This is a genomic window from Streptomyces sp. NPDC059524 (assembly GCF_042749255.1).
Taxonomy (GTDB): Bacteria; Actinomycetota; Actinomycetes; order Streptomycetales; family Streptomycetaceae; genus Streptomyces; species Streptomyces xanthii.
Window position 1 is genome coordinate 1 of sequence record NZ_JBHYTK010000066.1, and the last position, 25,369, is coordinate 25,369.

At 72.0% G+C, this 25,369-nt stretch carries 22 protein-coding genes and 1 tRNA gene; 8 read left to right on the top strand and 15 right to left on the bottom strand.

Translation table 11 applies throughout. From position 1 onward, the window contains the following. Positions 1-485: 485 nt before the first annotated feature. Entirely contained in the window at positions 486-701 is a 216-nt protein-coding gene (locus ACFW9D_RS19805; RefSeq protein ID WP_188335810.1) for a DUF6243 family protein, read from the top strand. Between the two features lie 157 nt (positions 702-858). Here ACFW9D_RS19805 and ACFW9D_RS19810 read toward each other — a convergent pair. The 3 genes from ACFW9D_RS19810 to ACFW9D_RS19820 all read right to left on the bottom strand — a co-directional run bounded on the left by ACFW9D_RS19810 (position 859) and on the right by ACFW9D_RS19820 (position 2,200). Further along, a tRNA-Pro gene (locus tag ACFW9D_RS19810) sits at positions 859-932 on the bottom strand. 102 nt (positions 933-1,034) lie between these two features. Further along, positions 1,035-1,580, bottom strand: a complete 546-nt coding sequence (locus tag ACFW9D_RS19815; RefSeq protein ID WP_384623442.1) for a TetR/AcrR family transcriptional regulator — start codon at positions 1,578-1,580, stop codon at positions 1,035-1,037. 14 nt (positions 1,581-1,594) lie between these two features. After that, complete coding sequence (locus ACFW9D_RS19820) at positions 1,595-2,200, bottom strand: sugar O-acetyltransferase (protein WP_384623444.1); 606 nt, start codon at positions 2,198-2,200, stop codon at positions 1,595-1,597. Between the two features lie 204 nt (positions 2,201-2,404). Here ACFW9D_RS19820 and ACFW9D_RS19825 point away from each other — a divergent pair, with 204 nt between their 5' ends. Next, positions 2,405-2,728 (top strand): hypothetical protein, encoded by a 324-nt coding sequence (locus tag ACFW9D_RS19825; RefSeq protein ID WP_384623446.1) that lies wholly within the window; start codon positions 2,405-2,407, stop codon positions 2,726-2,728. Here ACFW9D_RS19825 and ACFW9D_RS19830 read toward each other — a convergent pair. The 3 genes from ACFW9D_RS19830 to ACFW9D_RS19840 all read right to left on the bottom strand — a co-directional run bounded on the left by ACFW9D_RS19830 (position 2,711) and on the right by ACFW9D_RS19840 (position 5,612). Then, positions 2,711-4,096 (bottom strand): MFS transporter, encoded by a 1,386-nt coding sequence (locus ACFW9D_RS19830; protein ID WP_384623448.1) that lies wholly within the window; start codon positions 4,094-4,096, stop codon positions 2,711-2,713. The two genes, ACFW9D_RS19825 and ACFW9D_RS19830, sit on opposite strands and share 18 nt — an antisense overlap. 104 nt (positions 4,097-4,200) lie before the next feature. Continuing rightward, on the bottom strand, positions 4,201-4,560 hold the full coding sequence (locus ACFW9D_RS19835) for an MmcQ/YjbR family DNA-binding protein (RefSeq protein ID WP_188335815.1): 360 nt from the start codon (positions 4,558-4,560) through the stop codon (positions 4,201-4,203). Positions 4,561-4,646: 86 nt separating this feature from the next. Further along, on the bottom strand, positions 4,647-5,612 hold the full coding sequence (locus tag ACFW9D_RS19840) for an alpha/beta fold hydrolase (RefSeq protein WP_384623451.1): 966 nt from the start codon (positions 5,610-5,612) through the stop codon (positions 4,647-4,649). Between the two features lie 182 nt (positions 5,613-5,794). Between ACFW9D_RS19840 and ACFW9D_RS19845 the strand changes: the two genes are divergently transcribed. Then, positions 5,795-6,862: an SUKH-4 family immunity protein gene (locus ACFW9D_RS19845; protein ID WP_384623453.1), complete on the top strand. Its 1,068-nt coding sequence runs from the start codon at positions 5,795-5,797 to the stop codon at positions 6,860-6,862. Here the strand turns inward: ACFW9D_RS19845 and ACFW9D_RS19850 are convergent. The 3 genes from ACFW9D_RS19850 to tdh form a co-directional block, all read right to left on the bottom strand. Then, positions 6,859-7,761: a LysR family transcriptional regulator gene (locus ACFW9D_RS19850; protein WP_188335818.1), complete on the bottom strand. Its 903-nt coding sequence runs from the start codon at positions 7,759-7,761 to the stop codon at positions 6,859-6,861. The two genes, ACFW9D_RS19845 and ACFW9D_RS19850, sit on opposite strands and share 4 nt — an antisense overlap. A 22-nt stretch (positions 7,762-7,783) precedes the next feature. Then, on the bottom strand, positions 7,784-8,980 hold the full coding sequence (locus tag ACFW9D_RS19855; protein WP_188335819.1) for a glycine C-acetyltransferase: 1,197 nt from the start codon (positions 8,978-8,980) through the stop codon (positions 7,784-7,786). A gap of 74 nt (positions 8,981-9,054) precedes the next feature. Further along, the gene (tdh, locus tag ACFW9D_RS19860; RefSeq protein WP_384623456.1) at positions 9,055-10,083 is read right to left on the bottom strand and encodes an L-threonine 3-dehydrogenase; all 1,029 of its coding nucleotides are present in this window, start codon (positions 10,081-10,083) and stop codon (positions 9,055-9,057) included. A 302-nt stretch (positions 10,084-10,385) separates the two neighbouring features. Here tdh and ACFW9D_RS19865 point away from each other — a divergent pair, with 302 nt between their 5' ends. Continuing rightward, on the top strand, positions 10,386-11,006 hold the full coding sequence (locus ACFW9D_RS19865) for a dihydrofolate reductase family protein (RefSeq protein ID WP_384623458.1): 621 nt from the start codon (positions 10,386-10,388) through the stop codon (positions 11,004-11,006). A gap of 12 nt (positions 11,007-11,018) precedes the next feature. Here ACFW9D_RS19865 and ACFW9D_RS19870 read toward each other — a convergent pair whose 3' ends face one another. The 6 genes from ACFW9D_RS19870 to ACFW9D_RS19895 all read right to left on the bottom strand — a co-directional run bounded on the left by ACFW9D_RS19870 (position 11,019) and on the right by ACFW9D_RS19895 (position 19,728). After that, complete coding sequence (locus ACFW9D_RS19870; protein WP_188335822.1) at positions 11,019-12,215, bottom strand: Gfo/Idh/MocA family protein; 1,197 nt, start codon at positions 12,213-12,215, stop codon at positions 11,019-11,021. A gap of 115 nt (positions 12,216-12,330) precedes the next feature. Beyond that, the gene (locus ACFW9D_RS19875; RefSeq protein WP_384623460.1) at positions 12,331-14,538 is read right to left on the bottom strand and encodes a right-handed parallel beta-helix repeat-containing protein; all 2,208 of its coding nucleotides are present in this window, start codon (positions 14,536-14,538) and stop codon (positions 12,331-12,333) included. 38 nt (positions 14,539-14,576) lie between these two features. Beyond that, a complete protein-coding gene (locus tag ACFW9D_RS19880) occupies positions 14,577-16,043 on the bottom strand; it encodes a M1 family metallopeptidase (protein WP_384623462.1) in 1,467 nt (488 codons plus the stop codon). Next, positions 16,040-17,713, bottom strand: a complete 1,674-nt coding sequence (locus tag ACFW9D_RS19885; protein ID WP_384623464.1) for a hypothetical protein — start codon at positions 17,711-17,713, stop codon at positions 16,040-16,042. Before ACFW9D_RS19885 ends, ACFW9D_RS19880 begins: the two co-directional genes overlap by 4 nt. 73 nt (positions 17,714-17,786) lie before the next feature. Further along, positions 17,787-18,647 (bottom strand): carbohydrate ABC transporter permease, encoded by an 861-nt coding sequence (locus ACFW9D_RS19890; protein WP_188341194.1) that lies wholly within the window; start codon positions 18,645-18,647, stop codon positions 17,787-17,789. Between the two features lie 94 nt (positions 18,648-18,741). Beyond that, positions 18,742-19,728, bottom strand: coding sequence for an ABC transporter permease (locus ACFW9D_RS19895; protein ID WP_384623466.1), 987 nt, complete (start codon positions 19,726-19,728; stop codon positions 18,742-18,744). 269 nt (positions 19,729-19,997) lie between these two features. Between ACFW9D_RS19895 and ACFW9D_RS19900 the strand changes: the two genes are divergently transcribed. The 4 genes from ACFW9D_RS19900 (at position 19,998) to ACFW9D_RS19915 (ending at position 25,358) form a co-directional block, all read left to right on the top strand. Further along, positions 19,998-21,068 carry a hydroxyacid dehydrogenase gene (locus ACFW9D_RS19900; RefSeq protein WP_384623468.1) on the top strand — a complete coding sequence of 357 codons (1,071 nt, stop codon included), beginning with the start codon at positions 19,998-20,000 and terminating at the stop codon, positions 21,066-21,068. 110 nt (positions 21,069-21,178) lie between these two features. Continuing rightward, positions 21,179-22,279: a LacI family DNA-binding transcriptional regulator gene (locus ACFW9D_RS19905; RefSeq protein ID WP_384623493.1), complete on the top strand. Its 1,101-nt coding sequence runs from the start codon at positions 21,179-21,181 to the stop codon at positions 22,277-22,279. A 186-nt stretch (positions 22,280-22,465) separates the two neighbouring features. Beyond that, positions 22,466-23,968, top strand: coding sequence for a M60 family metallopeptidase (locus ACFW9D_RS19910; RefSeq protein ID WP_384623470.1), 1,503 nt, complete (start codon positions 22,466-22,468; stop codon positions 23,966-23,968). Between the two features lie 61 nt (positions 23,969-24,029). Continuing rightward, positions 24,030-25,358, top strand: a complete 1,329-nt coding sequence (locus tag ACFW9D_RS19915) for a M60 family metallopeptidase (protein ID WP_384623472.1) — start codon at positions 24,030-24,032, stop codon at positions 25,356-25,358. The last annotated feature ends 11 nt before the right edge of the window (positions 25,359-25,369 follow it).

Consider the following 25,369-nt stretch of genomic DNA (forward strand, 5'->3'; position numbering starts at 1 on the left):
GTCAGCCCCCCCCCCCGGAGTGCCGCGGCGGCGCTCGCTCGGCGTCCCCGCGGGATCCGCTCGGAGAAGCGGCTGCGCCGCACGCCGGACCCGACGAACCAGCCGGCGGCGAACGTCGCCCCGGCTCGCAGCAGGATGACGGCATACAGCCCGGCGACGGTGAGTACGGCCCCGTCCACGACGCTCCTCATTCCCCCGTGCGCCAGGTCAGTGGGCACGGCACGCCGACAGCGCATCGAACAGCGATTCTACGGACGCTGCCCCGTCGGCCCCGCCCCCGGGTCCGGCGGACGGCCTGATCAGAGCGCAGGGCGGCGAAGAGTGTGGCACGCGGGGGCGGCGGAACCAGGTAACGTCATCGCCATGTTCTTCCAGACGCCGATTTACGAGTGAGCGTGACGGGCCGCCGTTGACGTCCGTCGCCGCCGCGCCCCTCCTCCACCGATGAATCCGTAGATCACTTCACCTCACCACCGGGAGAACCCGTGACCGACAGCAAGAACATCAACAACCCCGTGGGCCAGGGCGGCGGCCCGCGCAAGCGGCTGTCCCGCGCCGAGCGGCAGAACAACGGCCCGCACCGCAACCGCGACCGTGAGAGCGCCGCCGAGAAGAAGGCGGAGCTGCTGCGCAAGATGCGCGAGAAGGCACGCGGGACCGAGGGGACCGCGCAGGCGGGCGACGACACCGCGCAGAGCTGACGCACCACCGCATGACAGCAGGGCCCGGACCGTGACGCGCGGTCCGGGCCCTGCTGTCGCATCGAGGGCTCCCGCCACACGGCCACACCCCCGGAACACAGCGAAGGCCGTCCTCTCACGGATGAGAGAACGGCCTCCGACCTGCGTTTCCGCACAGTCGGGACGACAGGATTTGAACCTGCGACCCCTTGACCCCCAGTCAAGTGCGCTACCAAGCTGCGCCACGTCCCGATGCCCGCTGACCTGGGCTTTCGCCCGGCCGAACGTGCACGGAAACCATACCGCACTCCGGGCCGTGGTCGCGCATCCCTTTCCGTCCCGGCGGGCCGCGAACTACGGATCTGCGGTGATCAGCGCGACCGCCGTACGGGTCAGCTCGCGGTCGGGCGGGGTGTCGTCGAGGGCGCCGTGCAGGGTCAGTCCCTCGATCAGGGCGTCGAGGCGGCGCGCGGCGGGTGGGCTGAAGTGCTGTTCCAGGAGCCGGCGGCTGCTCCGCATCCAGGCCGCGGTCAGGGTCCGGTACTCGGGGCGGCGGGCGGCCAGGGTGTAGAGCTCCTGGGTCAGGACCAGGTCCCGGCGCGGGCCCTCGGCGACCGCGTGGATCAGCGTGGTCACGGCCTCACGGGCCTCCTCGGGGGTCCGGGCCGGGGCCAGGTGGCGTTCGAAGACGGCGACGATGTGCGCGGCGAAGCCGGTGAAGGCCTCCCTGAGCAGGTCGTCGATGCCGGTGAAGTGGTACGTCATGGAGCCGAGCGGGACCCCGGCGCGGGCCGCGATCTTGCGGTGGGAGACGCCGGCGACGCCCTCGTCGGCGATCAGGTCGAGGGTGGCGGCGAGGATCGTCTCGCGGCGCCGGGGGTCGGTCTGTCCGGTGGCCATGGAAGTCGCCGCGGTCAGATCGTGCGGACGGGGCGGGCCGGGTTGCCGACCGCGACGACGTTCGCCGGGATGTCGCGGGTGACGACGGCGCCGGCCCCGATCACGCTGTTGTCCCCGATCGTGACGCCCGGGCACACGATGGCGCCGCCGCCGAGCCACACGTTGTCCCCGATGGTGATGGGCCGGGCGGCCTCGAACTTGTCGCGGCGCGGCTGGGGCTCGACCGGGTGGGTCGGGGTGAGGAGCTGGACGTTCGGGCCGATCTGGCAGTCCTCGCCGATGGTGATCGCGGCGACGTCGAGCGCCGTCAGGTGGTAGTTCACGAAGGTCCGGGCGCCGATCGTGATGTTGCTGCCGTAGTCGACGTAGAGGGGCGGCCGCAGTTCCACGTCCTCGCCGACGGAGCCGAGCAGTTCGTCGAGGAGCGGGCGGGCCGCGGCCGGGTCCTCCAGGTGGGCGGCCTGGTAGCGGGCGGCCAGGCGCATGGCCCGCTGCTGGCGCCGGGCGATCTCGGGGTCGTCGGCGATGTAGAGGTCGCCGGCCTCCATGCGCTCCAGCTGGGAGCGCGGGTCGTCGGCGAGGGCGTCCGGCGCGGGGCGGGGTGTCGTGGGCTCAGGCATGCGTACGATCGTACGCCTCGCAGTGTACGAACGTACGCCCCCGGCCGTCGGCTCCGACTGTCTGCGGTCGGAGCGGCGCGCGTACGCGTGGGTGATGCGGCTCCACCGCGGGCTGCCCCGGGCGGCGGCCGGTACGTGATGGAGCGGCCCGAGCCGGTCGATCCTCCGGCCGCCTGCCGCGCCCTTGAGTAGGCTCCCGTCTTCGTGAGCCTCTTGATGTCCCGGGCCCGGGCCCGCCTGACCCCCGGCACCGTCGCGGTGCTCGTCGCGGTCTGCGATCTGCTGGTGTGCGGTGTGCTGTTCCTGGTGGGGCTCGGCGTGATCGGGACCGCGCCGACCACCGGGGCCGAGGAGAGCGCCGCCTGGGAGTCGGCCGGGTGGCTCTACGTCGGCTGGCTGCTCGGCGGGCTCGTGCCGTTCGCCGCGCTGGGGAGGGTGCTGGGGGCGCTCGCGCACGTGGCGGCGATGCTGGTGTCGCCGTTCGTGGTCGTGTTCCTGCCGCTCGGGGTGTCAGCCCTTCTCCGGTGAGGACCTGGCGGGGGCCTTCGCCGGTGACGTCCGGGGCCTGCCCGTGTGGACCGGCGTCGCGTCCGCGCGGACCAGGCCTCTGATCGCCGGGACGGCCAGCAGCATCGCCGCCACCAGGACCGTCACCGCGCCGCCCGCGAGGAGGACGTGATGGGTGCCGAACAGGCCGGCCGCCGGGCCCGCCAGCGCCTGGCCGACCGGGGCCATCGCGAGGGAACCGGCGACGTCGTAGGCGTGGATGCGGTTGAGCACCTCGCGCGGGACCTGGGTCTGGACGCTGGTCGCCCACATGACGCCCCAGAAGGACTGGCCCGCGCCGGCCACCGCGCAGCCGGCCATCATCCACGGCACGGACAGGCCCGCGCCGACCGTCGCGGGGAAGAACGCGAAGCCGAACAGGGCGAGGGAGCCGGCGCGGAGCATCCGGCGGGGGCGCAGGCGCAGGGCGATGAGGCCGCCGACGACGGTGCCCGCGCCGAGGGCCGAGTTGATCAGGCCGTAGACGCGGGGGCCGTGTTCTTGCGTGACCTGGGTCGCGACGAGCGGTATCGCGGGGCCCGAGGCGCCCACCATCAGGACGCACCAAATCGCGATGACCGCCCAGAGCCAGGTCCGTGAGCTGAACTCCCGCCATCCGACGACCAGTTGCCGCTTGAATCCCTCGCGCGGGGCCTGGTCGTCCACCGGGACGGGCGGGAGGCGCAGCAGGAGGAGGCACAGGGCGCTCAGGGCGTACGTGGCGGCGTGCGCGGCGAAGACGAGGCCCGGGGAGGCGAAGGCGACGAGCATGCCCGCGACGGCCGGGCCGGCGAGCTGGGCTCCGGACTCCGCGACGCGGATCGCGCCGTTCGCCGCCTGGACGTCGGCGGCCAGGCGGGGCACCGTGCTGGCGACGCCGGGCTGGAAGAGCGCGGAGGCCGCGCCGTTGACCGCGCCGATGACGCAGATCTCCCAGAGCACCACGTGCCCGGTGAAGAACATGACCGCGGCGAGGGCCTGCGTGACCAGACGGGTGACGTCGGCGCCGATCATCAGCAGCCGCGTGCTGAAGCGGTCCGCGAAGACGCCGCCGAAGATCACCAGTCCGGCGAAGCAGCCGACGGACGCCGCCATCGCGAGGCCGACCGCGCCGGCCCCGTATCCGTACTGGAGCAGGCCCGCGGCGAGGGCGACGGGCAGCATCGTGTCGCCGAGCTTCGCGACGGCCCGTGCCGTGAAGAACAGGTTGAAGTCGCGGGACCAGATCCCGCGCCGTCTCCCCTTCCTCGCCTTCCTCCCCTTCCTCGCCCGCTCGACCGGCCCCGGGTCCTCTCCCGGTTCTCCTGACTCCCGCGTACCGTCCCGCCCCCGTGACGACCCGCTGCTCATACCCTCCGGCTCCTCCCCGGTGCCGCGCCGCGCACGGCCGCACCGCCCGATCCCACCCCGCGGGCCGGATCATGCCACGCGGGGCGGACAGGTCGCCGGGGATTTCAGTCCGTGGCCGGGCGGCCCAAGTGCGGGTGGGATTCGAGGAGTCGGGTGGGGGCGGCCTGGCGCCAGGAGTCGGCGAGGATGTCGCGCAGCTCGTCCGTGTCCTCGAGTGCGGAGAGCCGGACGCGGACCCAGGCGAAGGCCGCCTCGTGGTCCGCGATCCAGAACTTCTCCGGCTCCGCGAGCACCAGCTCGTCCCGCTCCTCCTTGGGGCAGCGCACCGCGATGGAGGTCTCCTCCTCGGGCAGCGTGGCGAACATCTTCCCCGCCACCCGGAACGTGGGCATGCTCCAGGCGATCTTCTCCGTCGTGTCCGGGAGGGAGAGGGCGATGGTGCGAACGTCTTCTGCGTCGGGCATGGAAGGAACCGTAACCAAGAGCACTGACAACGGCCCGCGTTCACGACCCGGCCGGTCCGGGCCGGTCGGGGCGGGTGCCGGCCGTTTCAGGGCAGGCGCTTGTCCAGCCAGGCGGTCAGGTCCGCCTGCACCTCGTCGCGGTTGGTCTCGTTGAGGATCTCGTGGCGGGCGCCCTCGTAGCCCTTCCAGGTGAGGTCGGTGACGCCGACGTACCGGAGGTCCTCGAGGAGTTCGTGGACGAGGGTCATGCGCTGGTTGCAGGGGTCCTCGGTGCCGACGGCGATGTGGACGGGCAGGTCGGCGGGGATGCAGGCCACGTTCGCGGGTTCGTTGATGCGGCGGACGGCGCGGACCCAGTCCAGGGACAGGCCGGCGGAGAACGGGAAGCCGCAGCGGTCGTCGGCGACGTAGCGGTCCACCTCGTCCGGGTCGCGCGACAGCCACTCGAATCCGGTGGCGCCGGCCTCGTCCTCGTACGGCGCGTTGAAGGAGGCGAAGAGGTCGGGGACGTACGAGGAGATCGCGGCGCGGCCGCGGTCGGCGATGTCGGCCTCCAGGACGGCGATGGAGCCCTCGTTGTCGGCGCCGGGCAGGGAGCGGAAGGTGCCGGAGAGGATGAGTCCGGCGAGGTCGTCGGCGTAGCGCTGGGCGTAGTCGCGGGCGAGCATCGAGCCGAGGCTGTGGCCGAGCAGGACGAACGGGACGTCGGGGTGGAGCGCGCGGGCCTGGTCGCCGATGGCCTTGAGGTCCTCGACGATGGACAGCCAGGCGTCGACGGTGCCGGGTTCGGCGTCGTCGGTGACGCCGTGGCCGCCGGTCGTGGCGGCTGTCGCGCCGTGGCCGCGGTGGTCGGAGGCGATGACTCCGTAGCCGTGGGCGGTGAGGTGGCGGGCGAAGCGGTCGTAGCGCAGTCCGTGTTCGGCGGCGCCGTGGGCGATCTGCACGAAGGCGCGGGGGCGGGTGCTGTCGGGCAGCCAGGTGTAGACGGCCACGGCGGCTCCGTCGCCGGTGGTCAGCTGGCTCGTCACGTAGGCCGGGTCGGTGGCTGTCATGGGCGGCTCCGCGATCGGGGGGGGGCGGGACAGGGTGCATCTCCCCCGTCGCCGCCGTGCCCATACCTGTCGTCCGGCCGGCGGGCGGGATTGTCAGAGGCGGCGTCTAGCGTGGGGGCGTTCGTGATCGACGGTGCGGTGTGGCTGCGGGGATGGTGGCGAGGGTGCGGGAATCGGCGCTGATGAGCTTGCGGGAGGTCTGTCCGCGCGTCGCCGGGATGGACGTGCTGGGGGATCTGCTGGTCGAGGGGCAGACCGCGCATCACATCGTGCGGGACCCGGAGACGGGGCGCGTGTACGCGACGGAGTCGTACGATCCGCCCGACGAGATGTACCCCCTGGCCCCCTCCGCGGAGGCGCTGCGCCGGATGTCCGCCGCCGTGTCGGACCTCGACGCGCTCAGAGGTCCGTTCTCCGGGCTGCGGGGGCAATTCGGGCTCGGGGCGGTCAAGGAGGCCGCCCGGTTGCTGAGTTCGGCCTTCACCGGGGAGGACTGGGGATCCGACGGCTGGGGCCTCGCGGAGGAGGGCCCGGAGGAATGGGTGCACGGGCTGCCGCCGGTGTGGCGCATCCAGGCCTGTGTGAAGCCGCTGGCCCTGATCGCGGGGCCCGGGCGGGGGCTGCGGATGGATCTGGCGGCGGACGTGCTCACGAACATCTTCGGGGCGGACGGGGTCCGGCGGTTCACGCCCGGCGAGCTGCCGGAGGCGCTGACGCACGCGCCGACGCGGCGGTTCCTGACGGAGGTGGGGCTGCCGTCGGACGTCCCGCTCTTCTACCCCACCGGGAGCGAGGACGACCCGCTGTGCACGGTGGCCGAGCATCGCGCGGCCGTCGCGCGGGATCCCCAGATGCGGCGCCACTTCGAGGACGGCGCGAGCCACCCGGTGATCCCCGACGCCGACCGGTTCGTCCTGCTCGGGGGCACTCCGCAGGACGTCGATGTCGTGGTCGACGGCAGGACGGGCGAGGTGCACTGGACATCGTTCCTGGGCGACGACCTGACCGCGATGAACGCCGACATCTCGACCCTGGTGTTCGCCCTGTGGATGTACGGCACGGTCGAGGCGCTGGAGAAGCCGTACGCCCTCAAGGGGGACGACACCGACTCGCACTACCACTTCCTGGCCGACACCATGGTCGGGGTGCTGGAGTCCGTGGACCCGGTGGCCTGTCTGCCGGAGACCGGGCCTGAGGACTACCGGTACTGGCCCGAGGTGTGGCACGACGAAGCGGGAGGAGTGCTCTAGCCGCGTGCCGCCTCGCCCAGTGCCTCCAGGACCGGCCGGATCAGCGGATGCGCCTCCGCGCCGTGGCGGACGGCCGCGAAGACCTTGCGGGTGGGGGCCGCGCCGTCGATGGGGCGGACCACCGTCTGGGCGAGGTCGACGCCGATGAGGGCCGAGCGCGGGACCAGGGCGACCCCGGCGCCGGCCGCGGCGAGGGCGATCACGGCGCGGAAGTCGTCGGAGGAGTGCTCGAACTGCGGGGAGAAGCCGGCGTGCTCGCAGGCGAGGACCACCACGTCGTGGCACGGGTTGCCGGGGTACGGCCCGATCCAGGTGTCCTTGGCCAGCTCGGCGAGCGGCACCCGCTCCGTGTCCGCGAGCCGGTGCGCGGCGGGCAGCACCGCGTCGAAGGGCTCCGCGTACAGGGCGACGCGGGTGATGCGGTCGTCGTCCGCGCCGGGGGCGCCCCGGTACTCGACGGCGACGGCCACGTCGATCTGCCGCTCCAGGAGCATCGGCAGGCTGGCGTCGCCCTCGGCGTCCCGCACCCGGACCCGGATGCCGGGGGCGGACTCCGCGAGGCGGGCCAGGGCCGGGCCGACGACGAGGCCGATGCCGGTCGCGAAGGAGGCGAGCGTGACGGTCCCCGCCTCGCCCGTGCTGTAGGCGGCGAGCTCGGCCTCGGCCTTCTCCAGCTGGGCGAGCACCGCGTTGGTGTGCGTCAGCAGGATCTCGCCGGCCGGGGTGAGCCGGACGCCGCGGGCGCCGCGCTCGACGAGCTTGTGCCCGGTCTCCTGCTCCAGGGCCGTCAGCTGCTGCGAGACGGCCGAGGGGGTGAGGTACAGCGCGGCGGCAGCCGCGGTCACGGTCCGGTGGTCGGCCACCGCCCGGAGGATGTGCAGCCGCCGCGCTTCGATCATGTACCCGATTGTCGCAAACCGGTCAGCCGAGCTGGGCGCGGGCCTCGACGAAGGCGTCGACGGCGCGGTTCACGTCCTCCGTGGAGTGCGCGGCCGACAGCTGGACGCGGATACGGGCCTGGCCCTGCGGCACGACCGGGTAGGAGAAGCCGATCACGTAGACGCCGCGCTCCAGGAGCAGCTCGGCCATGCGGCCCGCGACGGCCGCGTCGCCGATCATGACGGGGGCGATGGCGTGGTCGCCGGGGAGGATGTCGAAGCCCTCCTCCGTCATCCGGGTGCGGAACAGCTTGGTGTTCGCCGCGAGCTGTTCGCGCAGGTCACCGGCGGACTCCAGGAGGTCGATGACCTTGAGGGAGGCGGCGGCGATGACCGGGGCGAGGCTGTTGGAGAACAGGTAGGGGCGCGAGCGCTGGCGCAGCAGGGCGACGATCTCGGCGCGGGCGGCGACGTAGCCGCCGGAGGCGCCGCCGAGGGCCTTGCCGAGGGTGCCGGTGATGATGTCGACGCGGTCCATGACGCCGTGCAGCTCGGGGGTGCCGCGGCCGCCGGGGCCGACGAAGCCGACGGCGTGCGAGTCGTCGACCATGACCATGGCGTCGTAGCGCTCGGCGAGGTCGCAGATGTCGACGAGCGGGGCGACGTAGCCGTCCATGGAGAAGACGCCGTCGGTGACGATCAGCTTGCGGCGGGCGCCGGCCTCGGTGGCGGCCTTGAGCTGGGTCTCCAGGTCGGCCATGTCGCGGTTGGCGTAGCGGAAGCGCTTCGCCTTGCTGAGGCGGATGCCGTCGATGATCGAGGCGTGGTTGAGGGCGTCGGAGATGACCGCGTCCTCGGCGCCGAGGATCGTCTCGAAGACGCCGCCGTTGGCGTCGAAGCAGGAGGAGTAGAGGATCGTGTCCTCCTGGCCGAGGAAGGAGGACAGGCGCGCCTCCAGCTCCTTGTGGACCTCCTGGGTGCCGCAGATGAAGCGGACGGACGCCATGCCGTAGCCCCAGCGGTCGAGGGCGGCGTGGCCGGCGGCGATGACCTCGGGGTGGTCGGCGAGGCCGAGGTAGTTGTTGGCGCAGAAGTTGAGGACTTCGCCGGGGCGGCCGCCCGCGGTCACGCCGACGGTGGCGGACTGGGGGGTGCCGATGACGCGCTCGGGCTTGTGCAGCCCGGCGGCGACGATCTCGTCGAGGGTGGTCTGGAGGTCGGCGCGTACGTTGTCGAACATGCGAGAAGTCAGTCCTTAGAGGTGTGAGGCCTGGGACGGGTGAGGAGTTCGGAGACGCGGAGGTCCGGAGGGACTCAGACGCTCCAGTCCAGGATGACCTTGCCGCCCTTGCCGCTGGCCGCGTCCTCGAACGCCGCGTCGAAGTCGGTGTACGCGTAGCGGCCGGTGATCACGGGGGCGAGGTCGAGGCCGGCCTCCAGGAGGACCGACATCGCGTACCAGGTCTCGAACATCTCGCGGCCGTAGATGCCCTTGATGGTGATCATCGAGGTGACGATCCGGGCCCAGTCGACGGCGAACTCCTGCGCGGGCAGGCCCAGCATGGCGATCTTGCCGCCGTGGGTCATGTTGGCGAGCATGTCGCGCATCGCGTGCGGGTTGCCGGACATCTCCAGGCCGATGTCGAAGCCCTCGCGCAGGCCGAGCTCGCGCTGGCCGTCGGCGATGGAGGACTGCGCCACGTTCAGGGCCAGGCTGACGCCGACCTTGCGGGCGAGCTCCAGGCGCTCCTCGCTGACGTCGGTGACGACGACGTTGCGGGCGCCGGCGTGCTTGGCGACAGCGGCGGCCATCAGGCCGATCGGACCGGCGCCGGTGATCAGGACGTCCTCGCCGACGAGCGGGAAGGACAGGGCGGTGTGCACGGCGTTGCCGAACGGGTCGAAGATCGCGGCGACGTCGAGGTCGACGGGGACGCGGTGCACCCACACGTTGGAGGCGGGCAGGGCGACGTACTCGGCGAAAGCGCCGTCGCGTCCGACGCCGAGGCCGACGGTGGCGCGGCAGAGGTGGCGGCGGCCGGCGAGACAGTTGCGGCACTTGCCGCAGACGAGGTGGCCCTCGCCGCTGACGCGGTCGCCGACGTTGATGTCGCTGACGTCGCGGCCGGTCTCGACGACCTCGCCCACGAACTCGTGGCCGAGGACGAGCGGGGCCTGGATGGTCGACTGGGCCCAGCCGTCCCAGCTGCGGATGTGCAGGTCGGTGCCGCAGATGCCGGTGCGCAGCACCTTGATCAGGACGTCGCCGGGGCCGATGGAGGGCTCGGGCACGTCGGTCAGCCAGAGTCCCGGTTCGGCCTTCTCCTTGACCAGCGCCTTCATCGGTACGGCTCCTGTCGTCGCGCACGCGGGCAGCACGCAGCGGCCCGCACACGGGGAAGAGTGAGTGGAGGTGGCGGCCGGCAGGCCGCCGCCCCGGACTCTTCCGTACCACGGCGGCTCAGGTCCATCGAGGATTTCTTAAGCGGCGCCGAAGCTTTCCTACAGGCCCGGTCCCGTTTCCTGCAGGACCGGTCGCGGTTTCCTGCAGGACCGGTCCCGTTTCCTGCAGGCCCGGTCCCGCGTCGGCCGGTCTCTCGCGGGTCCGGGCGGCGCCGCGGGCCGGCGCGCGGCACGATGGGGGCATGACCGAGCGAGCGGGCAAGGTGACCGGCGCCGTCACGGTCTCCGTCGACGGCTACTCGGCGGGGCTCCACCAGACGGAGGAGCGGCCGTTCGGCGACGACGGCGGTGACGGCACGGGCGCGGGGCTGCACGCATGGATGTTCGAGACTCCGGACGAGAACCGCGCCGAGGTCGAACAGATGACGGCGGCGGACGCGTTCGTGATGGGGCGCAACATGTTCGGCCCGGTCCGGGGCGCTTGGGATCGTCCGTGGAACGGCTGGTGGGGCGATGATCCCCCGTTCCACGCCCCGGTCTTCGTGCTGACACATCACGCGCGTGAGCCGCAGCCGATGGCGGGCGGCACGACGTACCACTTCGTCACGGACGGCATCGTCGCGGCGCTCGACCGGGCCCGGGCCGCCGCGGGCGCCGGGGAGGTGTCCGTCCTCGGCGGCGCGACCACGCTCAACCAGTACCTGGCCGCCGGGCTGATCGACGAGCTGCGGCTGCACATCGCGCCGCTGACGCTCGGCGCCGGCACCCGCCTGTTCGAGGGGGTGCCGGCGCTGCGCCTGGAGCAGGTGTCGGCGCGGGCGGCGAGCCTGGTCACGCACGTGACCTATCGCGTGCTGCGCTGACGGGCGCTCGCACTACCGGTTCTGGCCGCCCTCGAAGTAGGCGACGAGCTCGGGGTCGAGCGGCGGTACCTCGCGGGGGGTGCCGCCGGCGCGGAGGGACTCGGTGGCGCGGACGCCCGCGGCGACGGCCATGCGGGCTGCGACGGGCGAGGTGTCGGTGGTGCCGCCGTCCCGGACGAAGCGGAGGAACTCGTCGATGAGGAGCGGGTCGGCGCCGCCGTGTCCGGCGTTGTCCTCGGCGTCCGGGACCGGGTGGGCGGCGTCGGGCTCGTCGCGGTAGGTGGAGCGGCGGCTGTTCCAGACCTTGACCACTCCCCCGGGGCCGTCGCCGAAGTTCTCCAGGCGTCCCGCGTCGCCGATGACGGTGTAGTTGCGCCAGTAGTCGGGGGTGAAGTGGCACTGCTGGTAGGAGGCGAGGACGCCGTTGTCGAGGCGCATGTTGACGAGGGAGACGTCCTCGACGTCGATGACGGGGTTGAGGCCGCGCTGGGTGGCGGGCGGCCAGTGGCCGTCCTTGGTGTACCAGTCGTCGTGCTTGGGCTCGCCGGGCGCGCGGCGGTGCGGGTTGTCGCCGTAGACCATGAGGTCGCCGAGGGCCTGTACCTGGCGGGTGTAGCCGCCGGCGAGCCAGTGCAGGACGTCGATGTCGTGGGCGGCCTTCTGGAGCAGCAGGCCGGTCGTGTACTGCCGCTCGGCGTGCCAGTCCTTGAAGTACCAGTCGCCGCCGTAGCCGACGAAGTGGCGCACCCAGACGGTCTTGACCTCGCCGATCTCGCCGCGGGCGATGATGTCGCGCATCAGGCGGACGACGGGCATGTGGCGCATGTTGTGGCCGACGTAGAGGCGGGAGCCGGTCGCGTGGGCGGTGCGCAGGAGCTCGTCGCAGCGTTCGACGCTGATGTCGAGGGGCTTCTCGACGAAGACGGGCTTGCCGGCCTCCAAAGCCTCGCGGGCGACGTCGGCGTGGGTGTGGTCGGGGGTGAGGACGAGGATCGCGTCGACGTCGGGGTCCTCGACGACCTTCTTGTGGTCGCTGGAGACGAGTGCGCCGGGGAAGGCGAGCGCCGCCTCCGTCCGCGCGGCGGCGTCGTGGTCGGCGAGCGCGGTGACCCGGGAGCCGGCGCCGGGCCGGTGCGCGGTGCGCGCGATCGAGCCGCGCAGTCCGTAGCCGAGGACGCCGAGGCGCAGGTCGGAGGGGGCGTCGGTCATGGCGTAACCGCCTTTCCTGTACGGGGTGTTGGTGCGGTCGGCGTAAGGAGCATGGAAACACGGGGCGTCGCGGACCCGCCGACCGGTCCGCGACGCCCCTGGTGCTGCTGTCGGGTCAGGGGTGGACGAGGACGTGGGAGAGGGCGACGCGGCCGGTGCCGGTGAGGCGGACGCGGACGTAGCGGGCCTCGGTGTCCGTGTCGAGGACGGTGGGGCGCAGGGCCTTGCCGGTGACGTGGACGGTGGTGGCGTCGGAGAAGTCGGCCGAGGAGGCGAGCTGGACGTCGAAGTCGGCGGTGGTCATGGAGCTGTTGTTCCAGACCTCGACCTGTCCGACGTGCTGCGCGGAGCCGAGGTCGACCTGCCACCAGGCGCCGGCCTCGGAGAGGGTGCGGGTGTCGGTGGTGGTGTCGCCGTCGGTGGCCTTGTCGGCGGTGGCGGTGCCGTCGGTGGAGAACTGGGTGGCGGTGCCCTCGCGGGCGAGGTCGGGCCGCAGCTGCCGGACCTTCTCGCGGCCGTCGGCGCCGGCGGCCTCGGCGATCTTGACGGCCTCGGCGGGCAGCCGGTCGAGGCCGGTGAAGTTGTCGGTCATGGTGGAGCCCCGCCCGGACAGGGCCGGGGCCGCGGTGTCGGTCCAGTTGCCGGTGGCGTGGTTGTCGATGCCGTAGCCGGCCCAGTTGGAGACCCACTTGTAGCCGACGCGGGTGATGACGTTGCCGGTGACGGCGATGTGGCTGGACTGTTCGTCGAGGTAGACGCCGTTGCCGTCGCGCTCGGTGTTGCCGTAGGCGCTGCGGTCGATGTAGTTGCCGGAGATCACGGTGCCGGGCTGGGCGCCCTGGGTGTAGATGGCGGCGCCGTCGTGCTGGTCGTGGCGGACGAGCATGACGTCGGTGATCCGGTTGTCCGTGATGCGGTTGTCGCGCAGGACGGAGGTCTGGGCCTCGGGCTGGTTCCAGCCCCAGCCGACGGAGATGCCGGAGTAGGGCAGCTCCTCGAGGGTGTTGTGGTCGATGACCGTCTCGGCCTCGTAGCCGGCCCAGATGCCGACGGAGTCGGTGTACTCGACGCCGGTGCGGCGGACGGTGTTGCGCTCGATCGTGTTGCGGGCGCCCGCGAGTTCGGCGGTGGGCATGGGCTCGGTGTCGCCGATGTAGGCGGCTCCGGAGGACAGGTCGGTGAAGCGGTTGCGGGCGAGGGCGGAGTCCTGGGTGCCCTGTTCGAAGACGACGCCGGCGCCGCCGAGCCTGCTGAACGTGTTGCCTTCCACGGTGACGTCGCGGCCGCCGCGAACGGTGAGGGCGGCGGCGGGCTTGGTGTAGAAGCGGCCCGCGTGGTCGACGGGGCCGGTGGCGCCGGTCAGGGTGAGTCCGGCCTGCATGCCGGCGTAGCCCTCGTCGGTGTTCGGCTGCTGGTACGCGGAGTAGGCGAAGCCGAGTCCGGAGAGGTGGACGTCGTGGGCGCCGTCGAGGACGAGAAGGCCCTCGGTGACCGGGGTGACGGCGCGGGAGCGGCGCGGGTCCTCGCCCTGGCGGGGCAGGTAGGTGACGGTGCGCTCCGCGGAGTCCCACACGAACTCGCCGGGCTCGTCGAGGAGTTCGCGGGCGTTCTCGAAGAAGGCGACCTTGCTGTAGCGGGACGAGTCCACGGTCGTGGAGTCCCAGGCGGGTCCGGTGCGGTCGGTGCCGGAGGCCGAGTTGGTCCAGCAGGGCTGGGCGAAGGTCATGACGTCGCCGGTGACGGCGGTGATGCGGCAGTGGTAGTTGCGCCAGCGGACGCTGATGACGGCCTCGGCGTCGGTGGGCCGGGCCCACCGGGCGATGCCGGTCTTCTCGGCGCCGGTCATGCCGGTCTTGGTGGCGTCGCACACGGAGGCGGCGCAGGACTCGCCGCGGGCCCGTACGGCACGCTCGCCGTCGACGAACAGCTGGCGCGGGGTGATGCCCTCGGGCACCTTCGTGGTCCAGGTGCCGTCGGCGTTCACGGTCCAGCCGGTGAGGGCGCGGCCGCCGGAGAGCACGGGGTCGGCGTCCTGCGCGGCGGCCCAGGTGACCCCGGAGTCCTCCTTGCCGAGCTTGAGGGGCTTGCTCAACTCATAGGTGCCGTCGGCGAGTTCGACGCGTACGGACCGGTCGTCGATCGTGCGGGCGACATCGCGGGCGCCCTCCACCGAGCAGGGGTGCCCTACGGTGCAGTCGGTGCCGGAGCCCCGCGGTGCGGCGTGCAGGGTCAGGGGCGCCGGGTCGGCGTGAGCGGCGGGCAGCGGTGCCAGGGCGAGGGCGGCGGTGGCCAGGAACGCGGCCGCGCCGGTGCGGGCTCTCATGCGGTGACCTTTCCTCAGGGGTGGGTGCGCGGATCGCCTCACGCGGCGGCCGTCCAGTCGGGGTGTCCGGGCATCGGCGGGTTCTTCGCGCCGAACAGCCAGTCCCGCAGGAACGCGTCGAGGGAGCGGTCGCCGGTCATCTCGACGGAGTGCTTGACGAAGTCCTCGCTGGTGACGGTGCGGTCCTTGAAGCGGCGCGGCCACTGGCCCATGATCAGGTCGAACTTCCGCTGCCCGACGTGCTGTCGGAGTGCGTAGAGGACGAGGGCGCCGCCGTCGTAGATGTTCGTGCCGCCGAGGGCCTTGGGCAGGCCGGGCGGGCCGTCGCTCGCGCGGATCGCGTCGAGCTTGGCGTAGGTGGCCTTCATCTTGTCGGCCATGACGGACCAGCCGCGTTCCTCGCTGTACAGGGCGGCGTAGTAGACGGCGGGCCCTTCGTTGAGCCAGGCCTGCTGCCAGTCGTTCGGGGTGACGCTGTCGCCGAACCACTGGTGGGTCAGCTCGTGCACCATCGTGTTCTCGTAGGTGGGGTTGCCGTCGGCGTTGAGCTTGAACCAGCTGGTGCCCATGAGGGTGAGCGTCGAGTTCTCGAGGGCGTCGGAGTATCCGTCGTAGATGTGCAGGCCGTAGACGGAGAAGGGGTAGCGGCCGAACTTGGCCTCCAGCCAGGCCAGATGGTCCGGGGTGCGGGCCACGATCGGGCCGTACTTGTCCTCCTGGCCCTGCGGGACGACGTGGCGCAGGGGCAGTCCGGTGTGCGAAGTGCCGTACAGATAGGTGCCTTTGACGACGGCGATGCCGAGCAGCTCGGTGGGCATGCGCTCGCGCAGGGCGAAGTGCCAGACGGTGGAGCCGTCGGCGCGCTTGTCCTTGCCGGTCAGCTCCCCGTTGGCGGCGGCGACGAAGCCTTCGGGCGCGGAGAGGTGGAAGGTCCAGGTGGCCTTGTCGGACGGGGTGTCGTTGCAGGGCATGAAGGTGTCGGCGCGGGAGGACTGCACGGCGGACGCGAAGCCGCCGTCGCTGCCGAACCGCCAGCCGGTCAGGCCGGCCCGGGGCGCCTTTCCGTTGCCGCGGTAGGCGACGGTGACGGTGAACGGGGTGTCCTTGTGCAGCGGGGCGGCCGGGGTGACGGTCAGCTCCTGCCCGGACTTGCCGAGGGAGAGGGCGTGTTGGGCGGGGCGGCCGTTGACGGTGACGGACTCGATGGTGTGGCCGTCGGTGTCGAGGTTGAACGCGGAGAGGTCCTGGGTGGCGCGCGCGTTCATCTTCACGACGCCGGTGAAGTCGTAGGTGACCGGCGTGAAGTCGAAGGTGAGGTCGTAGTGGACGACCTCGTAGCCGCCGTTGCCCAGGGTCGGGAACAGGGGGTCGCCGACGCCGTCGGAGCCGGGCTTCGGGTCGAAGCCGGTCGCCCACGCGGGCGCGGCGAACAGGGGGACGGCGAGGGCGGCGACGCCGGCGCCCTTGAGGAGGGTGCGTCGGGTGGTGGGTCGGCTGGTGGTCACTTCTTGCCCTTCTGCGAGGCCTGCTCGAACTCGGCGCGGCACTGGTCGCCGCCGGCGTTGCGCCACTTCTTGACGACGGCGTCGTACGAGGACATGGGCTTGCGGCCGGTGACGATGTCCTTGATGCCGTCGCTGTGGATGGTGTTGAGGCTGCCGAGGCCCTTGGAGTCCCAGGTGGGCGACGTGTACGCGAGGGTGGGCTCGTCGATCAGCAGCGGGATGAGCTTGGTGTACGCCTCGTGGACGTGACGGGTGGCGTCGGAGCTCGTGGCGCTGAAGAAGGCGGGCGTCGCGGAGCCCAGGAAGCCCCACGGGACGGTGGTGTCCTGCGTGCCCTGCTTCGTGAGGACGGGGGTGCCGTCCTTGTCTCGCTTGTGGTCGACGCCCTCGACGCCGTACTTGATGAGCGTGTACTCGACCGATCCGAAGGGCGAGGCCGCGAAGTCGGCGAGGCGCAGGATCTCCTTGACCCGCTTGTCGTCCGCCTTCGTGATGAAGCAGTAGGACAGGGCGGTGTTGTTGGTCCAGACGACCGCGTCCCCGCCGACCGGGACCATGGGGCGCACGTCGAAGGACTTGTCGATGGCGGCCATCGTGTCGACGTATCCGGTGCCGGGAGTCAGGTAGGCCGGCATCCCGTCCGAGACGTAGGCGCCCTTGCCGTTCTTGAACAGGTCCGTGTACTGCGCCTTCTGGGCGCCGGACATCTGGACGGTGCCCGGGTAGTAGCAGCCGTCCTTGTACAGCTTCGCCGCTATCTCGACGGAGTGGCGGTACTTGTCGTCCTCCAGCTGGTAGGTCCACTTGCCGGTCTTGGTGTCGTGCTTCCAGGACGACTGGGCGCCCAAGGACTGGGCGAGGAGCGTGCCGGCGCCGCTGATGAAGAAGTACCGGTCCTTCTTCTCGTCGGTGAGCTCCTTGGCGAGGTCGACGAGCCGCTCGACGCTGTCGATCTCGTCGAGACTGGTCACGCCCGCCTGCGCGAAGAGGTCCGCGCGGTAGAAGCCCGCCCCGGCCGTGCCGTTCCGGGTCAGCGGAATCCCGTACAGCTTCCCGCCGAAGATCGCCCCCTGCCACGCGTACTCCGGGATCGCCGCCAGGTTCGGGTAGTCCTTGACCTTGTCGCCGGACAGGTGCGGGCCGAGGTCGACGCACTTGGCCTGGAGGAACGCGGCCTTGTTGTCGACGCCGCCGGTCTCCGGGTACATGAAGACGTCGGGCAGCTGGTCGCCGGCGACCATCGTGGAGAACTTGGCCGGGTAGTCGTCGGCGGGGACGGCCGTGAAGTCGACCTTCGCGCCGAGCAGTTTCTCGATCTCGCGCCAGGCGGCGTTCTTGCCGCGCTCCGGGGGCAGCGGGGCGAAGGTCTCGGTGACCGCGGTGATCGTCTTCGCGCCCTTGAGGGGGGTGCCCTTCGTGGCGCGGATCGGGTTCGCCGGGTACGTGAGGTAGGCGCTCGGGACGCCGGCGGCGGTGCCGGGCAGGTCGGGGCGGGCGCCGACGTTGCGTACGGCGGTGGTCGGCAGCAGTCTGGCGCTCTTGGCCTCGGCCTTGGCGGCGGTGCCGCCGTCGCCGCACGCGGCGATCAGGGGCGCCGCGGCGACGGCGAGACCGGCGCCCGCACCCCAGCGGAGCACGGTGCGGCGGTTGACGGGTGTGGTGCCGGGCATCGGAGGACTCCTCAACACGAGGGGACACGGGGACGTTTGGGGGGTGCGGAGCCGTGGTGGCGGTGGGTGCGGGTCAGCCCTTGACGGCGCCGGTGAGGACGCCCTTGGTGAAGAACCGCTGGAGGAAGGGGTAGACGAGGAGGATCGGCACGACGGCGATGACGAGGACGGCCATCTGCACGGCCTGCTGCGGGGCGATGGCCTCGCCGGCGGCCGCGGTGTCGAGGTTCTGGCCCTGGAGGATGAAGGTGCGCAGCACCATGGGCAGCGGCCATTTGTCGTTGTCGCCGAGGTAGAGCAGCGCGTTGAAGTACGCGTTCCAGTACGCGACGGCGTAGAAGAGTCCGACGACGGCGATGACCGCCTTGGACAGGGGCAGGACGACCCGGATCAGGGTGCGGAAGTCGCCGGCGCCGTCGACCTTCGCGGCGTCGTAGAGCTCTTCGGGCAGGTTCATGAAGAAGGCCCGCATCACGACGAGGTTGAACGCGCTGACCATGGTGGGGAGCACGAGCGCCGCGAAGGTGTTGTAGAGGCCGAGCTCCTTGACCAGCAGGAAGTTGGGGATGACGCCCGCGTTGAACAGCATGGTGAACAGGGCGGTCATGAGGATGAAGCGGCCGCCGACGATGCCGCGCCGCGACAGTCCGTACGCCATGCCGATGGTGGCGAGGAGGCTGCAGACGGTGCCGGTGAGGGTGACGCCGATGCTCACGAGCAGGGCGCGGGTCACGCGGCCGCCGGTGAACGCGGTGCGGTAGGCGTCGAGGCTCGGGTGGTCCGGCCACAGGACGAGACCGTTGGAACGGACGATGTCGCTCTGCGAGGCGAAGCTCGTGCCGATCACGCCGAGCAGCGGGTACGCGACGAGGGCGACGACCAGCACGAGGGCGAGGCCCTTGAGGAAGAGGCCGAGCCGGGTGGGCCGCTCCATCCACGGGGGCCGGATCCCTGAGGGGCGCAGTTCCCCGCTGCCGGCCGTGGTGTGCGCCGGGCGCGGGCGGCGCCGCGACTTCACTGCGGACGTGTCAACGGTCAGCACCGCGGTACACCCCTTCGTGGCCGAGCCGGTGGGCGAACTTGTTGGCGCCGATGACGAGCACCGTGCCGATCACGGCCTTGACGAGGCCGACGGCGGCCGAGGTGCCCCACTGGTTGTCCTTGATGCCGTGGAAGTAGACGTACGTGTCGAGGACTTCACCGGCGCCCGGTCCCACGGCGTCGCGCTGGAGCAGGATCTGCTCGAAGCCGACGGTGAGGATGTTGCCGAGGTTGAGGATGAGCAGCAGGACCAGGACCGGGGACAGGCCGGGCAGGGTGACGTGCCAGAAGCGGCTCCAGCGGCCGGCGCCGTCCATCGCCGCCGCCTCGTACAGGCCGCGGTCGATGGACAGGAGCGCGGCGAGGATGATGATGGTGCCCCAGCCGGCGTCCTTCCACATGACCTGGAGGGCGAGCAGCCAGGGGAAGGCGTTCGGGTCGGTCGTCATGTCGTAGCGCGGCAGGCCGAGCGATTCCAGCAGGTCGGGGACGACGCCCGCGCCGCCCAGGATCTGCTGGAAGATCGAGACGATGATGACCCAGCCGATGAAGTGCGGCAGGTAGACGACGCTCTGCACGAAGCGGCGCAGCTTGTCGCTGACGATGCTGTTGAGCAGCAGGGCCAGGCCGATCGGCACGGGGAAGAACAGGACCAGCTGGACGAGAGCGATCTTCAGCGTGTTGCCGGTGGCCGACCAGAAGTCCGGGTCGGCGAAGGCCGTCGTGAAGTTGGTGAAGCCGGTCCAGGCGCTGTGCATGTAGCCCAGATAGGGCTGGTAGTCCTGGAACGCCACCATGTAGCCGAGCAGCGGCACGTAGTGGAAGACCACGAAGTACAGGAACCCCGGCAGGCACAGCAGCAGCATCACCTTGTCGCGCTTGAGGCGCTGCCACAGGGACTTGCGAGGTGCGGGGGCTGTACGTGGGGCACGAGGTGTGCGGGGTGCGGCCACGGGTGGCGCGGGAGCAGTCATGAGGCGGTCCTGTTCGGCCGGGTGGCGCAGGAACTGCGTTTCTGCGGCGGCAAGTTAGTAAGCGGTTAACCCCCTCGTCAATAGATCGGAGCAATCCGCTCGCCGGTTCCTCCTGCCTCCGGCCCGCTCTGGAGCCCCTCAAAGCCCGCCATTTACCGCATGAATCGGACAGTCCGCCGCCACTGACGGCTCGGTGACCTTGACGGTCACACCGCGACCTCCTTAGCGTTCCGTCCCGTCATAGAACACGTTTACTGTCCGGAGGCAGGGTGCGAACCACTGACGAGGTGCCGGTCACGGCCGGTGCCGCCGACGCCACACCGCCCCCGCGGCGGCCCCGTACGGTTCTCGCGATGGACGCGTCCGTCGTCGACGACGTCTTCCCGCCCGCGGTGCGGGCCCGGCTGGAGGAGACCGCGGACATCCGGCCGCCGGGCGCGGTCCGGGAGTTCACCGGTCCCGAGGCGCGGGCCGCGCTGGCCGAGTGCGAGGTGCTGCTCACCGGGTGGGGCTGCCCGCCCATCGACACGCAGGTGCTCGACCGGGCACCCCGGCTGCGCGCGGTGATCCACGCGGCCGGCACCGTGAAGACGTTCCTGAGCCGCGACGCCTACGTCCGCGGCATCGCCGTGTCCTCGGCCGCCGCGGCCAACGCGGTGCCCGTCGCGGAGTTCACGCTCGCCGCGATCATCCTCGGCGCCAAGCGCGCCTTCCCCCTCTCCCAGCTCTTCCGCACCCGGCGCACCCACCGCACCGACGCCGATCTGCACCGCCACGCCTGGCTCGGCACGCACGGCATCACCGTCGGCGTGGTCGGCGCGTCGCACACCGGCCGCCGCGTCGTGCAACTGCTGCGCTCCCTCGACGCCGAGGTGCTCCTGTACGACCCGTACGTCGGCGACGCCGAGGCCGAGCTGCTCGGCGCGACCCGCACCGACCTGGACACCCTCGTCGCGACCAGCGACGTGGTGACCCTGCACGCGCCCGCCACCGCCGAGACCCGGCATCTGCTGGACGCCCGGCGCCTAGGCCTGCTGCGCCCGGGCGCGCTGCTCGTGAACACCGCGCGCGGCCCGCTCGTCGACACCGAGGCACTGGTCCCGCACCTGGTCGACGGCCGGATCGACGCTGTCCTCGACGTCACCGACCCCGAGCCACTGCCGCCCGGACACCCGCTCTGGGACCTGCCCAACGTCTTCATCACCCCGCACATGGCGGGCGCCCAGGGCAACGAGGTGGCCCGGCTCGGTGCCCTCGCCGTGGACGAGCTGGCCCGCTACGCGCGCGGTGTGCCGCTGAACCATCCGGTGCTTCTGGAGGACCTGGAGCACATCGCGTGAACGGGACGGGGCCGCACGTCATAGGCTCGGGACCGGCCGGACGGGCACAGGGCGACCGGCCGGAGCGGGTGAACCACGCGGACGGGCACGAGCGGCAGGGGGTGGGGCGGATGTCCCGGCAGGGATCCACAGCGGGCGGCAACGGAGCGGGCGCGCAGCGCCGCGCCACCGTCGTGGACGTGGCCAGGCTCGCGGGCGTCTCCACGGCGACCGTCTCCCGCGTGATGAACCGCAACTACCCGGTGGCGGCCGCGACCCGCGAACGCGTCGAGTCCGCCATGCGGGAGCTCGGCTACGTGGTCAACGCCCACGCCCGCGCCCTGGCCGGTGCCTCCAACCGCACCGTCGGCATCATCGTCGGCGAGATCGTCGACCCGTTCTACGCGTACATCGCGCGCGGCGTCGAACGCGAGGCCAGCGAGGGCGGCCGGCTCTGCCTGATCTGCTGCCACCAGGGCGACCCGCAGCGCGAGCTCGCCTTCATCGAGCTGATGCACGAGCGGCGCGCGGACGCCGTGGTCCTGGTCGGCGGCAGTGTCGACGACCGCGCGTACAAGGCCGAACTGGCCCGGCGGGCCCGCGAGCTGGACGCCGGCGGCTCCAAGCTGGTGCTGTGCGGGCGCCCCTCGCTCGGTGACGACGTGCCGACCGGCGGCGTCGAGTACGACAACGAGGGCGGTGCCTTCGCGCTCACCGACCACCTGATCACCCAGGGGCACGAGCGGATCCTCTACCTCGGCGGTCCGCCCGGCCTGTCGACGGCCCACGACCGGCTCGTCGGGCACCGGCGCGCCCTGGAGTTGCGCGGCCTGCCCCGCGACCCGCAGCTCGAACACCCCGGCCCCTTCAGCCGCACCTTCGGCTATCGCAGGATGGCCGAACTGCTGCGGGACGGCCCCTCGTTCACCGCCGTTTTCGGCGCCAACGACAACGTCGCGGCGGGCGCCGCACAGGCCCTGGAGGAGGCCGGTGTGCGCGTCCCTCAGGACATGTCGCTGGTCGGCTACGACGACGTGCCCGTCGCCCAGGAACTGCGGCCGCGCCTCACCACGGTCCGGATCCCGCTGGAGGAGATGGGCCGGCAGGCAGTGCGGGTGGCCATAGGCGGTGACGACGAGGAAGACTGGCGGGCCCCGACGACCGGCACGCTGCGCCTCGGCACGCACATCGTGGTGCGGGACTCGGTGGCCCGCGCGCCGCGCCGGGGCTGAGCGGCACCCCGAACTCCGGCAGACGTGCTTGATCCTGCTCGGATTCGGGCCGGTCCGCGTAGTAACGAACAGAAACTCGGCGGACCCTCTTGCGGCTGGATAGCAAACGCTTACATGCTGACGCGCAGCCCCACCGCACGTCCCGCTCCTCGCACCGACTTCGTCCCTTCTCACGGGAGTCCCTGGATGCGCCCTGCCCACAAGCCTGTCGCGGTCCCGCACGAGCCCGTCTCCCCCGCCAACGCCTCCCCCGCCTCCCACGCCTCCGTATCGCCGCTCGGCTTCGGCCGTCGTTCGATGCTCGCCGCGCTGGCCGGCGGCGGGGCGGCCCTCGCTCTCGGTGCCAGGAGCGCGAGCGCCGCGGCCCCGGCCGGAAGCACGGCCGGCTCCACGGTCGGTCCCGCGATCGCCGGGGCCGGCACGGAGCGCTGGAACCGGAGCGGCGACACCCTGCTCCTCAAGGCCTTCCCCGACGCCGAGACGGAGCGGATGCGGCTCGCCCGGTCGCTGCGCGCCAGTGAGTTCGTCCCCACCGGGCGCCACGCCGCGGCCGGTGCGACCGTCACCGTCCAGGTGCGGTCCGCCGAAGGCGCGCTGCCCGTGCTGCACATCGGCACCTTCGACGACTACAACACGGTCCCCGCGCTCAAGGCGCCCCGCGCCTATCGGCTGCGGCCGGGCCCGAACCGGATCAGCGACCCGCACGGCGGCCCCGTCTACCTCAGCTGCGCCGGGCACGGTCAGCGCGCCGCCGTCACCTTCGTCTCCGGCACCGCGCGCATGGCCGTCTTCGCCCTCGGCCGCACCTCTGAAGCCGATTTCCAGCGGCAGCTCGACGCCGTCACCGTGCCATGGGTGGAACTCGTCACCGACCGCGCGATCCTGACACTCACCCGTGAAGGCGCACTGCTGTACCGGGACCAGGACCACGCCGCGCTGATGTCGCTGTTCGACACCGTCATCGACTCGCACGACCGGATCAGCGGCCTCGACAGCGGCCGCCCGCTGGACCGCCCCAAAGCCGGCCGCTACCACTTCACCGAGGTCAGCGTCGTCCCCAAGGGAGTCACCGCCTACGCCTGGCACGGCCACAACGGCTTCCCGCGCGCGTACCTGGACCGCCTGTGCAGCGTCACCAACCTCACCACGCGCGGCTGGGGCCTCTACCACGAGCTGGGCCACCTCAACCAGCAGGCCGCGTACCAGGCGGGCACCCTCACCGAGGTCACCGTCAACATCTACTCGCTCGCCGCGCAGCGCACCCTGGGCCGCCCCTCCAACCTCCTCACGGTCGACCCGAAGACCGGACTCGACTGGTTCCAGTCCGCCCGCGCCAAGCTCGGCACGCCCGGCCTCTCGTACGTCGACGATCTCGGCCCCTACGAGAAGCTCGTCCCGCTGCGGCAGTTGGAGCTCGCCTTCGGGGAGGACTTCTGGCCCCGGCTGCACCGGCTGGTCCGCACCGAACACCAGCACGACGCTCCGGTCGAGGACTACGACCACCCGCCGGAGGTCGAGGCCCGCCAGTACCGCGCCCTCGCCACCTACGCCTCCCGCACCGCGGGCCGCGACCTCACCGACTTCCTCGCCGGCACCTGGGCGATGCCCGTCGACGCGCGGGGCCGCGCCGAGATCGCCGCCCTGCGCCTGCCCCGGCCCGACACGGACCCGAGCACGCTGACCGACTGACGTCACCGCGTGCCGCGCCCGCCCCAGCACCGTACGGATCACCTCAAGGAGACGACACCTCATGCGCACCCCCGCATCCCCGTCCCGCCGTACCGTCCTCGCCTCCGTCGCCGCCACCGGCGCCGCACTCGCCGTCGGCGGCCCGGCCGCGGGCCTCGCCCTGGCCGCCGACGGACCCACCGTGGAACTCGTCGCCCGCCCGTCCGCCGAGGCCGAGCGGCTCCGGCTCGGCCAGGCGCTGCGCGGCTCCGAGTTCCAGACGACCGGCCGCTATCTGCCCGCGGCCACCGCGCTCCGCCTCGACGTGCTCCCGTACGACGAGGTCGTGCCCACGCTGTGGGTCGGGCAGTGGGACTACTACGGCACCGTCACCGAGCCGCGCCGCTATCCGCTCAAACCGGGCTCGAACACCGTGACCGACCCGCACGGCGGCCCCTTCTACTTCACCCTCGAAGGGCGGGGCGAGCGCGCCGCCGTCAAGCTCAAGGACGGCTCCGTGCCGATGCCCGTCTTCACCCTGGGCGGCACCGAAGGGGCCGACTACCAGCGCCAGTTGGACACCTATACGGACGTTCCGGTCGTCGAGCTGCACGGGCCGCGCTCCATCGTGACCCTCACCCGGGACGGCGCCCTGCTGTACCGGGGCGAGGACCACGCGGCGCTGCTGCGCCTCCTCGAGCAGATCATCGACGCCGAGGCGGCCGTCAGCGGTCTCGACAGCTCCAAGCCGGTGCACCGGCCCAAGGCCGGCGCCTACCACTTCACCGAGGTGTCCAAGGTGCCGTCCGGCGTCGGCGCCTACGCGACCCACGGCTACAACGGCTTCCCGCGCGTCTACCTCGACCGGGCCACGACAGTGCAGGGCCTCCTCACCCGCGGCTGGGGGCTGTACCACGAACTCGGGCACCTCCACCAGCAGATGGCGTACAAGCCGACCGGCCTCACCGAGGTCACCGTCAACATCTACTCGCTGGCCGTGCAGCGCGCCCTCGGCCAGCGCTCGAACCTGCTGACCGTCGACCCGAAGACGGGGCTCACCTACTTCCAGTCGGCCCAGGCCAAGTTCGGCACCGACGGGCTCACGTACGAGAAGTCCTTCACCTCCTACGAGAAGCTCGTGCCGCTGCGGCAGCTGGAGCTCGCGTTCGGCGACGACTTCTGGCCGCGGCTGCACAAGCTGGTCCGCGAGGAGAACCCGCAGTCGGACTACACCGAGACGGCCAAGCGGTACCGCGCGCTCGCCACCTACGCGAGCCGGGTCGCCGCGCGCGACCTGACCGACTTCTTCCTCACCACCTGGGCCTTCCCCATCGACGCCCAGGGACGCGCCGAACTGGCCGCCCTGAACCTGCCGAAGCCGTCGGTCGACCCGGCGACGCTGACCGACTGACCCGGAGGACG

Excerpts from the sequence above, each read along its gene's own strand:
- ACFW9D_RS19895 (WP_384623466.1), bottom strand. The coding sequence starts at position 19,728 with ATGACTGCTCCCGCGCCACCCGTGGCCGCACCCCGCACACCTCGTGCC.
- ACFW9D_RS19815 (WP_384623442.1), bottom strand. The coding sequence starts at position 1,580 with ATGGCCACCGGACAGACCGACCCCCGGCGCCGCGAGACGATCCTCGCC.
- ACFW9D_RS19875 (WP_384623460.1), bottom strand. The coding sequence starts at position 14,538 with ATGAGAGCCCGCACCGGCGCGGCCGCGTTCCTGGCCACCGCCGCCCTC.
- ACFW9D_RS19865 (WP_384623458.1), top strand. The coding sequence starts at position 10,386 with ATGACCGAGCGAGCGGGCAAGGTGACCGGCGCCGTCACGGTCTCCGTC.
- ACFW9D_RS19830 (WP_384623448.1), bottom strand. The coding sequence starts at position 4,096 with ATGAGCAGCGGGTCGTCACGGGGGCGGGACGGTACGCGGGAGTCAGGA.
- ACFW9D_RS19835 (WP_188335815.1), bottom strand. The coding sequence starts at position 4,560 with ATGCCCGACGCAGAAGACGTTCGCACCATCGCCCTCTCCCTCCCGGAC.
- ACFW9D_RS19915 (WP_384623472.1), top strand. The coding sequence starts at position 24,030 with ATGCGCACCCCCGCATCCCCGTCCCGCCGTACCGTCCTCGCCTCCGTC.
- tdh (WP_384623456.1), bottom strand. The coding sequence starts at position 10,083 with ATGAAGGCGCTGGTCAAGGAGAAGGCCGAACCGGGACTCTGGCTGACC.
- ACFW9D_RS19870 (WP_188335822.1), bottom strand. The coding sequence starts at position 12,215 with ATGACCGACGCCCCCTCCGACCTGCGCCTCGGCGTCCTCGGCTACGGA.
- ACFW9D_RS19890 (WP_188341194.1), bottom strand. The coding sequence starts at position 18,647 with ATGGAGCGGCCCACCCGGCTCGGCCTCTTCCTCAAGGGCCTCGCCCTC.
- ACFW9D_RS19885 (WP_384623464.1), bottom strand. The coding sequence starts at position 17,713 with ATGCCCGGCACCACACCCGTCAACCGCCGCACCGTGCTCCGCTGGGGT.
- ACFW9D_RS19845 (WP_384623453.1), top strand. The coding sequence starts at position 5,795 with ATGAGCTTGCGGGAGGTCTGTCCGCGCGTCGCCGGGATGGACGTGCTG.
- ACFW9D_RS19840 (WP_384623451.1), bottom strand. The coding sequence starts at position 5,612 with ATGACAGCCACCGACCCGGCCTACGTGACGAGCCAGCTGACCACCGGC.
- ACFW9D_RS19905 (WP_384623493.1), top strand. The coding sequence starts at position 21,179 with ATGTCCCGGCAGGGATCCACAGCGGGCGGCAACGGAGCGGGCGCGCAG.
- ACFW9D_RS19820 (WP_384623444.1), bottom strand. The coding sequence starts at position 2,200 with ATGCCTGAGCCCACGACACCCCGCCCCGCGCCGGACGCCCTCGCCGAC.
- ACFW9D_RS19850 (WP_188335818.1), bottom strand. The coding sequence starts at position 7,761 with ATGATCGAAGCGCGGCGGCTGCACATCCTCCGGGCGGTGGCCGACCAC.
- ACFW9D_RS19855 (WP_188335819.1), bottom strand. The coding sequence starts at position 8,980 with ATGTTCGACAACGTACGCGCCGACCTCCAGACCACCCTCGACGAGATC.
- ACFW9D_RS19910 (WP_384623470.1), top strand. The coding sequence starts at position 22,466 with ATGCGCCCTGCCCACAAGCCTGTCGCGGTCCCGCACGAGCCCGTCTCC.